General features: G+C 65.7%; 13 protein-coding genes. 3 read left to right on the plus strand and 10 right to left on the minus strand.

The window, feature by feature from the left end:
* Positions 1–47: 47 nt before the first annotated feature.
* The 6 genes from alaS to GRX03_RS04355 form a co-directional block, all read right to left on the minus strand.
* Positions 48–2,825, minus strand: coding sequence for an alanine--tRNA ligase (alaS, locus tag GRX03_RS04330; RefSeq protein ID WP_159762928.1), 2,778 nt, complete (start codon positions 2,823–2,825; stop codon positions 48–50).
* Positions 2,826–2,915: 90 nt separating this feature from the next.
* Positions 2,916–3,362 carry a nucleoside deaminase gene (locus tag GRX03_RS04335; RefSeq protein ID WP_159762929.1) on the minus strand — a complete coding sequence of 149 codons (447 nt, stop codon included), beginning with the start codon at positions 3,360–3,362 and terminating at the stop codon, positions 2,916–2,918.
* A 1-nt stretch (position 3,363) separates the two neighbouring features.
* Complete coding sequence (locus tag GRX03_RS04340) at positions 3,364–4,338, minus strand: replication factor C small subunit (RefSeq protein ID WP_159762930.1); 975 nt, start codon at positions 4,336–4,338, stop codon at positions 3,364–3,366.
* Between the two features lie 82 nt (positions 4,339–4,420).
* A complete protein-coding gene (locus GRX03_RS04345; protein ID WP_159762931.1) occupies positions 4,421–5,110 on the minus strand; it encodes a DUF7530 family protein in 690 nt (229 codons plus the stop codon).
* Positions 5,107–5,997: an NAD(P)H-binding protein gene (locus tag GRX03_RS04350; RefSeq protein ID WP_159762932.1), complete on the minus strand. Its 891-nt coding sequence runs from the start codon at positions 5,995–5,997 to the stop codon at positions 5,107–5,109. Before GRX03_RS04350 ends, GRX03_RS04345 begins: the two co-directional genes overlap by 4 nt.
* Before the next feature lie 55 nt (positions 5,998–6,052).
* The gene (locus GRX03_RS04355) at positions 6,053–6,754 is read right to left on the minus strand and encodes an endonuclease III domain-containing protein (protein ID WP_159762933.1); all 702 of its coding nucleotides are present in this window, start codon (positions 6,752–6,754) and stop codon (positions 6,053–6,055) included.
* Positions 6,755–6,896: 142 nt separating this feature from the next.
* Between GRX03_RS04355 and GRX03_RS04360 the strand changes: the two genes are divergently transcribed.
* On the plus strand, positions 6,897–7,550 hold the full coding sequence (locus tag GRX03_RS04360) for a hypothetical protein (protein ID WP_159762934.1): 654 nt from the start codon (positions 6,897–6,899) through the stop codon (positions 7,548–7,550).
* On the opposite strand, the gene GRX03_RS04365 is transcribed toward GRX03_RS04360, so the two are convergent.
* Positions 7,551–8,654, minus strand: a complete 1,104-nt coding sequence (locus GRX03_RS04365) for an aminotransferase class V-fold PLP-dependent enzyme (RefSeq protein ID WP_159762935.1) — start codon at positions 8,652–8,654, stop codon at positions 7,551–7,553.
* A 155-nt stretch (positions 8,655–8,809) separates the two neighbouring features.
* On the opposite strand from GRX03_RS04365, the gene GRX03_RS04370 reads away from it, so the two are divergent.
* Positions 8,810–9,883 (plus strand): tubulin/FtsZ family protein, encoded by a 1,074-nt coding sequence (locus GRX03_RS04370; RefSeq protein WP_159762936.1) that lies wholly within the window; start codon positions 8,810–8,812, stop codon positions 9,881–9,883.
* 10 nt (positions 9,884–9,893) lie between these two features.
* Here GRX03_RS04370 and GRX03_RS04375 read toward each other — a convergent pair whose 3' ends face one another.
* Complete coding sequence (locus tag GRX03_RS04375) at positions 9,894–11,240, minus strand: alkaline phosphatase family protein (RefSeq protein ID WP_159762937.1); 1,347 nt, start codon at positions 11,238–11,240, stop codon at positions 9,894–9,896.
* An 80-nt stretch (positions 11,241–11,320) separates the two neighbouring features.
* A complete protein-coding gene (locus tag GRX03_RS04380; RefSeq protein WP_159762938.1) occupies positions 11,321–11,473 on the minus strand; it encodes a hypothetical protein in 153 nt (50 codons plus the stop codon).
* Between the two features lie 180 nt (positions 11,474–11,653).
* On the opposite strand from GRX03_RS04380, the gene GRX03_RS04385 reads away from it, so the two are divergent.
* A complete protein-coding gene (locus GRX03_RS04385) occupies positions 11,654–11,851 on the plus strand; it encodes a hypothetical protein (RefSeq protein ID WP_159762939.1) in 198 nt (65 codons plus the stop codon).
* Positions 11,852–11,884: 33 nt separating this feature from the next.
* Here GRX03_RS04385 and GRX03_RS04390 read toward each other — a convergent pair whose 3' ends face one another.
* Positions 11,885–12,601: an SDR family NAD(P)-dependent oxidoreductase gene (locus tag GRX03_RS04390; protein WP_159762940.1), complete on the minus strand. Its 717-nt coding sequence runs from the start codon at positions 12,599–12,601 to the stop codon at positions 11,885–11,887.
* Positions 12,602–12,626 lie beyond the last annotated feature (25 nt).

The following is a 12,626-nucleotide window of genomic DNA, read 5'->3' on the forward strand; positions in this document are numbered from 1 at the left end:
ACGCCCACGAGTCTCAGCGCTAGAAATCCGGTGGTTAGCCCGACAGATCAGGCGTTCAGAACCTGTTTGAGGATCTCCGGCGCGTCGTCGAGCGCGGCCTCCAGATCCTCGCCGTTGGGGCCGCCACCCTGTGCGAAATCCGGCGGCCCGCCGCCGCCGCCACCGACGCGACTCGCGAGCTCTCCGACCACGTCGCCGGCGTCGACCGCGACGCCGTCCGGCACCGCGACGACGAACTGTGCGCCGTCTGCGGCCGACCCCACCACGGCGACATTTCCGTCCTCGACTAGGGCGTTCGCGGTCGCTCGGAGTTCGTCCATGTCGGCGTCGAGTCGCTGGACCACCGCCGTCGTCCCGTCGAGGTCGACCTCTTCGCCGCCGCCGGACCCGCCCGCGCGGGCCGACGCCAGTTCCTCTTTGAGTTCGTCGATGCGTTTGCCTCGCTCTTTCCACTCCCGGAAGAAGCGTTCGGCCGTCTCCGGGACGTCCTGTGGCGTCACGTCGAGAATCTCGGCGGCGTCGAGCAGCGCGTCCTCGGTCTGTTGGGTCGCCTCGACCGCCGCGTCACCGGCGGCGTATGTGAACCGGATCACGCCGTCCTGAATCCGCTCCGTCCCGAGAATCTTGATCGATCCGACGTCCCCGGTCCGGGAGACGTGGGTCCCGCCGCAGGCCTGGGTGTCCGACTCGGCGTGGATCAGCCGGATCTGCTCCCCTTCGGGAATTCCGCCCTGGTAGATGTCGAAGCCGTACTCGGCCTCGGCCTCGTTGCGGTCGATCCACTCCTGCTCGACGGGGACGTTCTCCATCACGAACTCGTTTGCGAGGCGCTCGATCTCTTTGACCTGCTCGCGGGTGACCGACTCGTAGTGTTTCAGGTCGATCCGGGCGCTGTCGGTGCTCTTCTGGGCACCCGCCTGGCGGATGTGATCGCCGAGAATCTGCCGGGCAGCGTGCCCGACGAGATGTGTCGCCGTGTGATGCCGCATGTGCTGTCGGCGCCGCCGGGAGTCCACCTGCCCCCGGACGAACTCGCCTTTGCCCGGGTCCGCGTCCGCGCGATGGACGATCACGTCGCCGACCCGCTGAACGTCGCTGACGTCCGCGGTCACGTCGTCGGCCGACAGCGTCCCGTGATCGGCCGGTTGGCCACCGCCCTCCGGGTAGAACATCGTCTGGTCGAGCACGATGTCGTAGCCGTCCTCGCGCTCGAAGACGTCCAGCACGACCGCCTCGAACTCCATGCGGTTCTGGTCCTCGTAGTACAGCCGTTCGGTCGCCGGTAGGTCGGTAAAATCGGCGGGATCGAACTCCCCGTCGTCGGCCTCCTCGTCGTCCTCCTGGCCGTGGCGTTCGGCCACCAGCGAGTAGAAGTCATCAGGTACGTCCACGTCGGCCTCGTGCTCGCTGGCAATCTCCTCGACGGTATCGGGCTGGATGCCGTGTGAGTCGTACAGCTCGATCAGTTCCTCGGTCGGGATCGGCTCGCCCTCGCGGGCGTACTCCTCGGCGAGTTGCTCGACGCGGCGGGTGCCGCGGTCGAGGGTCTCGCGGTACTTCTCGACTTCCGTCCGGACCACGTCGCGAATCGTGTCGCGGTTCTCGTACCCGAGTCGGTCGGCCTGCATGTCGACCAGTTCGTCAAGCGGCGCGTCCACGCCGACGGTGTCGACCAGCCGCTTCGTGCGGCGGAGCACCATCCGCACGAGATAGCCGGTGCCGACGTTCGAGGGGACGATCCCGTCGCCGAGCATGTACGCGAGCGTCCGGCAGTGGTCGGCGATGGCGTAGATCTGTTCCAGCGGTTCGACCAGCTCCCGGAGTCGGTCGACATCGACGCCCAGTTCGTCCGCGATGTCGCCGCGGGCGGCCTCAACGTCGTCCACGTCGTCGATATCCAGGTTCCCGGAGAGCCGGGCGGCGTCCTGGACGATCCGTTCTTCCTCGTCGGTGTACTCGATGCCGGCGTTGCCCCGCAGGAAGTCGATCATCTCGGGGTAGATGGCCTCGTAGACCGTCGGCGTCCCCTGGCTCATCCAGGTCCACCGCTCGAGGCCGTAGCCGGTGTCGACGACGTAGGTGTCCATCTTCGAGTACCGATTTCCGTCCTTGAGCAGGTACTCGCCGTCGTCGTCCCGCTCCATCGACATGAACACGAGCGTCGCCAGTTCGAGCCCCTTGTAGATGACCTCGATGGCGGGGCCGGCGTTGCCCCCGCCGACCCACGGGTCCTCGATGTAGGTGACCTCGTCCAGATCCGCTCCCAGTTCTTCGAGCAGCGTATCGCAGTACTCGACGGTCTGGTCCTTCCAGTACACCTCCCCCTCGTAGGCGTACTCGCCTTCGACATCCTCGCGGGCGTTGAAGGCGTGGTGGGCCATCATCTCGAAGGCCATCGTGTGCCGTCCGGTCTTGCCGACGTTGTCGATGTCCTGCATCCGGATGCAGGGCTGGCTGATCGTCAGCGGATTCGCCGGCGGCGGCGTCTCCCCGCTGGTCACCAGCGGCTGGAAGTCGTAGATCGACGCCTGCGTCAACAGCACGTCGTCGCGCCAGCGGTTCGCCGCGACCGGGTACGGGTCGATACGGGTGTGGCCGTGCTCCTCGAAAAAGGACAGATACGCCTCCCGCATCTCCGCGAGGGTGTACTCTTCGGCGAAGCCGGGATCGTCGATGAAGCCGTAGGTATCACACGGCGGCTCACCGCAGGTGTCCCGCGTCTCGTCGCGGGTCCAGAACCGTGCCCCGCACTCCGAGCACTCCAGGCGGTGAAACCCGTTGTCCTCGAAATACGCGAGTTCGTATTCCTCCTCAAGATCGCTCATTCGTTGGAACGTAATTGGCGAGCGTTCGGGTAAAACAGTTCCGAACGTCCGCGTCCGACTGACAACGCGCTCGTAGCCCGCGACCGACGGTCAGGAACTGTCGTCGTGAACCGCCAGCCCCTCGGCCTCGAGGATCGGTCCCTCGACGGCCGTCGATCCGCCTTTCGCCTCGATCAGTTCCCGACAGGTGTAGCCGGGCGGGGTCCCGTGTCGCTCCGAGAGCGCGGTCGTCGAGACGCTGAAGACGACCCGTCCCAAGCCGGCGTAGTGGATCGCTGTGGCGCACATCTCACACGGCTCCGTGCTCGTATACATCGTACACGCCTCGCGCTCCTCGGTGTCGAGTTCGCGTGCGGCCCACCGCGCGAGTTTGAGTTCCGGATGTGCCGTGATGTCCGACTCCGTCACGGTCGTATTCCGCGACCGCTGAACCACCTCGCCGTCGACCACGAGCAGCGAGCCAAACGGCGTGTTGCCGTTGTCTGCGGCCTCGCGGGCGAGGTCGATCGCCTCCCGGATGAACGGTTCGTCGTCCATGTCAGTCCTCCAGGGCGAGCGACGCCAGAAGCGCCTCCAGTTGGATCCGCTCGTTCGCGCCCTCCGTGATCCGGTAGTCGGCCTCGCCGATCCGGTCGAGCACCCGCACCGCCGCCTCGTCGTCGAGTCCGAACTCCCAGACCGAGCGGTGCAGTTGGTCGATGATGTCCCCGCCAGCGATTCCCTCCTCGGTCAACAGCCGGTCGAGTTGGGTCCGGGAGGCGGTGAAATCGCCGTCCAGCGCCAGCGTCACCATCTCCTCGATGTCCTCGGGACGGGCGGTGCTGGTGATCTCGAAGACGGCTTCCTCGTCGACGACGCCGCCGGTGACCGCCGCGGCCTGAAGCCCGTTGATCGCCGCACGCATGTCTCCGCCAGCGACGTAGATCAGCGCCTCCATCCCGTCGTCGGTCAGTTCGATCTCCTGGTCGTCGGCAATCCGACGCACCTGCCGTTCGATGGCTTCGTCCGACAGCGGCGAAAACCGGAAGACGGTACAGCGGGACTGTATCGGATCGATGATCTGCGAGGAGTAGTTACAGGAGAGGATGAACCGGACGTTGTTCGAGAACTGCTCCATCGTCCGCCGCAGCGCCGACTGGGCGTCGCTGGTCAGCGCGTCGGCCTCGTCGAGAAAGATGATCCGGTAGTTGACGCCGCCGAAGGAGGTCCGCGCGAAACTCTTGATGCGGTCTCGGACCACGTCGATCCCGCGCTCGTCCGAGGCGTTCAACTCCAGGAAATGCTCCTCCCAGTCAGCGCCGTAGAGTTCCTTCGCGATCGCCACGGCAGAGGTGGTTTTGCCGACCCCCGCCGGCCCCGCAAAGAGCATATTCGGGATGTCGTCTCTCGTGACGTAACTCTCCAGCCGTTCGACGATCGACTCCTGCCCGACGATATCCGAGAAGCTCTCCGGCCGGTACTGTTCGAGCCAGATCTCCTCGCGGCCGGCCCCCGCGTTGTCAGCCTCGCTCATGGGTGAGTGGATGGACGGGCGGCCAATAAACCCCCCGAGACAGCTCCCCGGCCGCGGTCTCTGGGCGCGCCGGACTGCCGGTTCACCGGGAGAGCAACACAATCGAGGCGCCGGTGACGACGACGACCGCGCCGATGTGCCCGGCGACGACGACGAACAGCACCGGCTGGCCGACCAGAAACGGGAGAAACGCCGCCTGTGCGAGCCCGAACAGCGCGGTCTCGCCGTCGATCCGTCGCAGCGTCCGCCGGGTCTCGGCGTCGAAATCGTAGCGGACCGTCCGCCACAGCGCCGCCACGCTCGCCCACCATCCGGCCCCGATCCGGTAACAGACATCCCAGAGGATCAACAGCATCAGATAGACCGCGAGCACCGGCGGATCTGGACCGAGCAACGCGTCCAGCAGCGGCGTCTCCGCCTGCCCCGGATCGAAGACGAACAGATGGGTAATCAGCGCGATGTACGCGAGCACCGAGAGGACGACCTCGATGTTCGAGCCAAAGAGCAGCCGACGGTAGGCCTCGGGAACGGGGACGTCCCGGACCTGATCGCCGAGGCGGATCAACTCCGCGCTTCCGATCGTCGCGACGACGACCGCGACCGTCCCCGCAATCGCCGCTTCCGGAAGGTCGTACACCACCGCGAGCACGAGCACTGCGGCCTCGAAGAGGACGAACTGCAACAACAGCGCGACCCGGGGGTTGACGACGATCCCCGGCAGCGCGCCGACGATGCCCTCGTAGACCCAGGAATCGCTGTACGGCGAGCTCATTGTTCCTCCGCGAGCGCTCGTTTGACGGCATCCCTGAACGGCGTCAGCTCCGGGCTGACGTGGTCGCGGATGCTGTCGTCGGTGACGATAGTCGGATTCTTCAGGCCGTCGATCAGCGGCCGGGCGACCCGCCAGTCCACGTCGCTCACCAGCCCGACCCAGTACGACGAGAGCTTCGGGGTGAGCACCGGCACCGGCACAATCGGCGGCGGTCGCCGGTCCATCGCCAGCGCGGTCTGACGGAGCATCTCCCCGTAGGTGAGCACGTTCGGCCCCCCGATTTCGTAGGTCTGTCCCGCCGTCTCCGGCACGTCGAGCACGCCGACGAGATACGCCAGCGCATCGGAGACGGCGATCGGCTGACACTCCGTGCGGACCCACTGCGGCGCGACCATCACCGGGAGCCGCTTGACCAGTTGCGTGACGATCTGAAAGCTCACGCTGCCCGCGCCGACGATGATCGAGGCCCGGAGCGTGGTCAACTCCGGCGTTCCGTCCCCGAGGATGAACTCGACTTCTCGACGCGAGCGCAGGTGTTTCGAGAGTTGATCGCCGGTCTGGCCCAGCCCTCCGAGATAGACGATGCGGCCGACCCCCGCCTCGCTCGCCGCTCGCGTGAAATTGCGGGCCGCGAGTCGGTCCCGCTCCTCGAAGTCCTCGCCGGCGTACATCGAGTGAATCAGATAGTAAGCGGCCTCGACACCGGCCAGCGAGTCCTCGAAACTCCCTCGGTCGAGTACGTCTCCCTGATATACCTCGACCTCCTCGGGAGCGTCGTAGCGGCCCGGGTCGCGGACCAGCGCGCGGACCTCGTGGCCGGCGTCGAGCAGTTCCCCCACGAGTCGCCCGCCGACGAACCCCGTCGCGCCGGTAACGAGAACGCGCATACACGACCATTGGAGCCGTTCGTCTTAACAGTCGGGCTACGGATACGTCCCCGCCTCAACAGCCCTCGCAGTCGCAGTAGGTCTCACAGACCGGGTTCGCACAGTCCGGGTTGCGAGCGGAACAGTAGCTGCGGCCGTGACGGATCAACAGGACGTGCAGCGGATAGGTCAGTTCGTCGGGAACGACCGCGCCCAGAATCTCGTGGGCGCGCTGGTTGCTCGCCGACTCGGGGACCAGCCCGAACCGCTTCGACACCCGTTCGACGTGGGTGTCGACGGCCATCGTCGGCTTGCCGAAGGTGAAGTTCAGCACGACGCTTGCGGTCTTCGGGCCGATTCCCTTGATGTCCGTCAGCCACGCCTTCGCGTTGTCGGCGTCCATGGCGTCCAGAAACGCCAGCGAGTAGGCGCCGCCGGTCTCCTCGCGGACCGCCGCGAGCGCGCGCTGGATGCGCTCTGCCTTCTGGTTCGGGAGGCCGGCGACGCGAATCGTCTCGGCCAGTTCGTCCTGATCGGCGGCCTCGATGGCGGCGAAGTCCTCGTAGCGCTCGAACAGCGACTCGGAGGCGCGACGGGTGTTCTCGTCTGCGACGTTCTGCGAGAGAATCGTCGTGACGAGTTGCCGGACGCCCTCGCCCGGGTCCGGATCGCCCTCGGCGCCGTGTGCGCTGGTCGACTCGACGGCCTCGTGGAGGTCGGTGAGGTCGTCGTGTAACTGTCGAACGCGGCTCTCGTCCCACTCCGCTGGTGTCGACATGCCAGCCCGTTGGACTCTCACAACTTCAACCCGACGAGAGCGGCCAGCCTGACTGCCTCCGTCCCTCGACCGCCGAGTGTGCGCGACCGCGAGCCAGCGGTGGCCGGGAAACATATGAGAGGCCGGAGCCTGAAAGGGAGGTATGGACGACGTGGACAGCCAGGACATGCCCGGCGCGCTGGTCGAGGAGTATCTGAAGCGCGAGCGCGGAACGCTGGCACTGCTGGACGAACTCGAACAGCTGTCCATCGAGGGGGAGCACGAACAGCTCCGCGAGCGGATCCGCCGGTTCGCCGAGCACAACCAGCAGGTTTTTTACACCGTCGCGCTCTCGCTGACCGGCTCCGAGAAGTTCTTCGGCGATGTCGAGTCACAGCTCGGCGGCGAGGCGGCCGACAAGCTCAGAGAGCTCTCAGACACCTATCCCACGCTGGCCGAACCGTTCAGCCTCGTCCGGATGGAGGTCGCCAGCGACCGGTACAACCCGCTGACCGGGCTGGACGTGACGACGACCTACCACTCTCAGGAGGAGGTTCCGATGGTCTCCTACACCGCCTACTCCGGCGGCGTCGACCTCTACGAGTACCGCGGCTCGCCCGAGGAGGTGTTGCAGTCGGCGAGCTATCTCGTCCAGGCGACGAACGACTCCCTGGAGGCGGCGCTCCAGCAGGACCACTCGGTGAACACCGACGAACTGAGCGAACTGATCGACCGCCGCGAGAAACTCGAGTCCGAACTCAACTACCTCCACGACCTCATCGACGAACTGCGGCGCAGTCCCGTCGGTGACGAGTGATCAGAGCGCGTCGAGCAGTTCGTCGATGTCCTCGTCGGTGTTGACCGCGTGTACCGAGACACGACAGGCGTACGGGTCGGGGAGATACCGGATCTGGATGTCCCGTGCTGCGAGTCGTTCGACGGTCGCTTCGGCGTCTTCGGCCGAGAACGTGACCAGCCCGCTTTTCGCATCGCGCGGCGAGAGCAACCGCTCTCCCAACCCGTCTTTGAGCCGGTCCGCGAGCCTGCTGATCCGCTGGTCGACGGTGTCGACGCCGACCGATTCGAGCCGCTCGATCGCCGTCTCCAGGGCGACAAACGGCGCCACCGAGCGCGTCCCGAGGTCGAACTTCCGGGCGTCGTCGTAAAAGTCGGGATCTTCGGCGTCGTACTCCTCGACGGAGTAGTAGCCGATCCGCGTCGGTGTGAGCGCGTCTAAGGCGTCGTCGCTGACGTACAGAAAGCCCGCGCCCCAGACGCCGAGCAGCCACTTGTGGCCCGATCCGGCCACGAAATCCGCGCCCCACTGCTCGACGGGAACCGGTTGCTGGCCCGGGGCCTGTACGGCATCGACCAGCACGCGCGCGCCGGCATCGTGCGCGATGTCGACGATTTCCTCGACCGGCTGGCGGGTGCCGTAGTTCCAGGTCGGGGAGTTGAAACAGAGCAGCCGAGCGTCCGAGACGGCCGTTTTGAGCTCGTCGAAATCGAGCCGACCCGCCGTCGTTTCGAGGACGCGGATCTCGATGTCGTGCAGTTCGGCCATCCGTTCCCAGGGGAGCCGAGCGGCGCTGTGTTCCGTGTCCGTCCGGACGACGACATCCCCGGGCTGCCAGTCGATGCTCGTCGCGACGTGGTTGATCCCGTCCGCGGTACTCTGTGTGAGCGCGACGTTTCGGCTCCGTGTCCCGAGCAGTCCCGCGACGGCCTCGCGGGCGCTCTCGGTGGCCTCGTCCGCGGCCTCGTACATCCCCTCGTCGGCGGGGCTGTCGTACTGGTGGTACCGCTCGAACTCCGCGGCGGCGTCGACGACGGTCCGCGGACTCGGACCGCTCGCACCCCAGTTGAGATACGTACACTCCTCGAAGGCGGGAATCTCGCTGCGTAGGCTCTCGGGATCCATGCTACTGGCTGTGGCCGCGGCACGTATCAATCCATCTCCACCGGCGCGGTTCCCCCTGATTCGCCGCCCTCGCGAAAGTGTTGGTCAAGCGAATACTGTCTGGAATCGAATCAATGACCCAATGATTATTAGATGCCCTACCAACAGTATCAAGCATGAAAGTCGTCCTGATTGGTGTCGGGCAGGCCGGCGGGAAGGTCACGCAGGTGCTCGCCGAATTCGATCACGAGATGGGATTCGACGCCATCCGCGGCGCCTTCGCGGTCAACACTGCGAAGGCCGACTTGCAGTCGCTCGATATCGACACGATGCTGATCGGACAGGACAGAGTGAAAGGGCACGGCGTCGGCGGCGACAACGAACTCGGCGCGGAGATCATGCAGGACGAGGCGACGGAAGTGATGGATCAACTCGACGCGCGAATCGCGACCGACGCCGAGGCGGTCATGATCGTCGCCGGTCTCGGCGGCGGCACCGGCAGCGGCGGCGCGCCCGCACTCGCAAAGGAACTCAACCGGGTCTACGACGTGCCGATCTACGTCCTCGGGATTCTGCCGGGCCGCAACGAGGGCTCGCTGTACCAGGCCAACGCCGGACGCTCGCTCAAGACCGTCATCCGGGAGGCCGACTCCGCGCTGTTGATCGATAACGACGCCTGGCGGACCAGCAACGAGACGGTCCAGGAGGGCTTCGAGAACATCAACAAACAGATCGCCCAGCGGGTCGGACTCCTGCTGGCCGCCGGCGAAATCGTCGAGGGAGTCGGGGAGAGCGTCGTCGACTCCTCGGAGATCATCAACACGCTCAGAGACGGCGGTATCGCGAGTCTGGGCTACGCCAGCGCGGAGGCCGCACCCGACGCCAGCGAGAACGTCAACACCATTACCAGCCTGGCCCGGAAGTCCCTGCTCACCGGCATGAGCCTCCCCAACGCCGTCGACGCCGAAGCCGCCCTGCTGGTCATCGCGGGCCAACCGGACCGCATCTCCCGGAAGGGCGTCGAACGCGCTCGGAAGTGGATCGAAGAGGAGACCGGGTCGCTGCAGGTCCGCGGCGGCGACTTCCCGCTGGACAGCGACCGACTCGCGGCGCTCGTGCTGCTCGGCGGCGTCGAGCGCTCACAGCGCGTCCAGGAGTTCATGGACCGCGCCCGCGAAGCCAATCAGGAGACCGAATCCCGCGACGCGACCGAAGAGTTCGACAACGAACAGCTAGACGACCTCTTCTAATCTCGCGCCGTTACTTCAGCAGCGTCGCACCGTCGAGGGAACTACGGTCGTACTCCATGTCCAGCAGCGTGAGGATACTGGGGGCGATGTCGTACAGATCGGCGTCCGAGACGCGCGCGTCCGGATCGTCGATGTACAGGCAGGCGTTGTCGAAACTGTGCATCCCGTTTCGCGGGCCGGTGCCGAACACCTCACCGTCGCCGCCGAAGCCGGCTTTCAGATCGAAGCCGTGGTTCGGAATCGCCACCAGATCCGGCGCGATGTCGTCGTGGTCGCCCCGGAAGGCGTCCTCTTTCGTCTCGACGCGGTCGACGACCTCCTCGCCGTCGGGTCCGGTCAGCGATTCGAGGGCCTCCTTGAGTTCGGCGCGGGTCTCCTGGTACTCCGACTCCGGAACGCTCCCGCGTGGCTCGCGGCCTTCGAGGTTGATGTAGAACCGGCCCGGGATGAGCGAGTACGCCCGCGTCTCGTCCGCGATGTCTCCGAGTTCGTCCGGATCGTCGCCCTCGTATTCGAGCCAGCCCTCCTGTTCGAGCCACTCGTTGAAGTGAACCTCGTACTCGAGCGTCGTGAAACCGTGATCCGAGGCGACGACCAGGGTCACGTCGTCGGGGAGCATCTCCCTGATCTGGCCGATGTAGTCGTCGACTTTCCGGTAAAAGTCCATGAACTCCTCGTAGTACTCCCCGTCCTGTTCGTAGTCTCTGAACAGGAAGTGGTTCACCCGGTCGGTGGTCATGAACACGCCGAAGAACAGATCCCAGTCGTCCTCCGCGAGGTAGTGCTCGAACGCCTCGAACCGCTTGTCGATGGTCTCGTGGGCGTCCTCGATGAAGTCGGTCTTGTCCTCGTCGTGACCGAGTTTCGCGTTGACGTCGATCCGGTAGCCCATCCCTTCGAGATACTCGCGGAGTTCGTCGGGGTAGGCGGCCTTGTCGACGCCGGGTGAGAGAAAGCCCGAGACCTGTCGCTGAATCTCCCGGTCCGGCGGGAACGTCACGGGGACGTTCATCACCGTCGCCTCGCGGCCCGCGTCGTCGACGCGGGTCCAGAGCCGTTTCGCCTGCACGTCCCGACCCATCGGAACGTACGTCTCGTAGGAGCCGACCTCCCGGTCCTGGAACCCGTACACGCCCGTCTCTCCGGGGTTCATCCCCGTCGTCAGGGCCGGCCAGCAGGCGCTCGACTCCGGCGGGACGATACTGTCGATGGCTCCGCCGCTGCCCTCGCGTTCGATGGCCGCGAAGTTCGGGAACTCCTCGGGGTGGTCGGCGAGCAGGCTATACGGTACGCCGTCGATACCGATGAACGCGACTCGTGGCCCGTCGTCGCCACGAATCCGGTCGAACAATCCCATATGACCGCTACTGGTGTATCCCACAAGAAGCTTCTTCTCTCTGCACGCTGGTTCCGCCTGTCACCAGACGCCAGCGGATCTCAACGGTCGGCCGACTGGTCGTCGCCTTCTCCGGAACTGCCCTCCGGATCGAAGTTCTCCGGGACGACGGTCACGTGGTCGACTCCGACGGTCTGGTTGCTCGCTGCCATCACGATTCGAACGTGGTCGCGCTCCCCCAAGTAATTACCCATGCTCATAACTAATCGGCAACCGTTGCCGATATTCCCGACGGACATATCCGCCGTTCGAGTGTCTTCGTGCACCGATCTCCCGTGGGGTTGCGTGCCACTGTCTGGTGGTGGACGCGTTCGATGCCCCCGGAGTGGTCTCACACGAACACGTTTTTGTGCGTACGACTGAAAGTATCGGATATGTCAGAGCGGGTGTTCGTCTGTCTGGACTGCGGGACGCGCGTCGAGACGTTTCTCGAACCGTGTCCAGACTGCGACTCCGAGCAGTTCAAGAGCACGACCGCGGACTCCGGGGACGAGCGCGAGGAACCGCTCACGGAGGAACTCGCCAAACTGACCCGTCCGGTGAACCCGATTGCGCCGGCCGCTGGCGATTGACCGCCCACGTTTCGGTAGCTTCGGCGGCCGTGGTTAGAACAGCCTGCGTTTGAGCACGTCGGGCATCACCGTCAGTGCCGTCGCGACCAGTCGCCACCGTCTGGTGACGAACTGCTGTCGCTTCTTCTCCTCGATGGCTTCCCGGATCAACTCCGCTGCCGTCTCCGGCGAACACATCCAGAACTCCCCGCCAGCGAGGTCGGTGTCGACGAATCCGGGCTCCACCGTCGTGACCGTGATATCGGCGTCGAGATGCCGGGACCTGTAGCGGAGCCCGTCGAGGTAGTTCGAGACGTAGGCTTTCGAGGCGTAGTAGGCGGGGACCCGGCTACTGCCGACGTAGGACGCGACCGAGGAGACGCCGACCAACTGACCGTGGCCCTGCTGTTCGAAGTAGTTCATCGCCGCGACGGCCATCGCCGTAAACCCCCGGACGTTGGTGTCGATGGTGTCCCGCTCGGGTTCCCAGTCTAACTCCGGGTTCCCCGGTCCGATTCCGGCGTTGACGACGACCACGTCGACGCCGTCCATCTCTCCGGCGAGACTCCTGAAGGCGTCTCTGGCGGTCTCCGTCTCGGTCACGTCCATTCGTTTCACGTACGCACGCGTGGGCAGCCCCTCGGCAATCTCCCGCAGCGTCTCGACCGACCGGGCGGTCAGTCCGACCTCGTAGCCCTCTGTCGCCAGTTCGTGTGCCAGCGCTTCTCCGATCCCCGACGACGCCCCGATCACCATCGCTCGGTCTGTCATGGCTCGCGGTTCGCCCGGCCGCCGT

It is taken from the genome of Halovenus carboxidivorans (assembly GCF_009831575.1).
Classification (GTDB): Archaea; Halobacteriota; Halobacteria; order Halobacteriales; family Haloarculaceae; genus Halovenus; species Halovenus carboxidivorans.

What these genes read in the sequence shown, in the direction of transcription:
- alaS (WP_159762928.1), bottom strand. Translation starts at nt 2,825, where the DNA reads ATGAGCGATCTTGAGGAGGAATACGAACTCGCGTATTTCGAGGACAAC.
- GRX03_RS04335 (WP_159762929.1), bottom strand. Translation starts at nt 3,362, where the DNA reads ATGGACGACGAACCGTTCATCCGGGAGGCGATCGACCTCGCCCGCGAG.
- GRX03_RS04340 (WP_159762930.1), bottom strand. Translation starts at nt 4,338, where the DNA reads ATGAGCGAGGCTGACAACGCGGGGGCCGGCCGCGAGGAGATCTGGCTC.
- GRX03_RS04345 (WP_159762931.1), bottom strand. Translation starts at nt 5,110, where the DNA reads ATGAGCTCGCCGTACAGCGATTCCTGGGTCTACGAGGGCATCGTCGGC.
- GRX03_RS04350 (WP_159762932.1), bottom strand. Translation starts at nt 5,997, where the DNA reads ATGCGCGTTCTCGTTACCGGCGCGACGGGGTTCGTCGGCGGGCGACTC.
- GRX03_RS04355 (WP_159762933.1), bottom strand. Translation starts at nt 6,754, where the DNA reads ATGTCGACACCAGCGGAGTGGGACGAGAGCCGCGTTCGACAGTTACAC.
- GRX03_RS04360 (WP_159762934.1), top strand. Translation starts at nt 6,897, where the DNA reads ATGGACGACGTGGACAGCCAGGACATGCCCGGCGCGCTGGTCGAGGAG.
- GRX03_RS04365 (WP_159762935.1), bottom strand. Translation starts at nt 8,654, where the DNA reads ATGGATCCCGAGAGCCTACGCAGCGAGATTCCCGCCTTCGAGGAGTGT.
- GRX03_RS04370 (WP_159762936.1), top strand. Translation starts at nt 8,810, where the DNA reads ATGAAAGTCGTCCTGATTGGTGTCGGGCAGGCCGGCGGGAAGGTCACG.
- GRX03_RS04375 (WP_159762937.1), bottom strand. Translation starts at nt 11,240, where the DNA reads ATGGGATTGTTCGACCGGATTCGTGGCGACGACGGGCCACGAGTCGCG.
- GRX03_RS04380 (WP_159762938.1), bottom strand. Translation starts at nt 11,473, where the DNA reads ATGGGTAATTACTTGGGGGAGCGCGACCACGTTCGAATCGTGATGGCA.
- GRX03_RS04385 (WP_159762939.1), top strand. Translation starts at nt 11,654, where the DNA reads ATGTCAGAGCGGGTGTTCGTCTGTCTGGACTGCGGGACGCGCGTCGAG.
- GRX03_RS04390 (WP_159762940.1), bottom strand. Translation starts at nt 12,601, where the DNA reads ATGACAGACCGAGCGATGGTGATCGGGGCGTCGTCGGGGATCGGAGAA.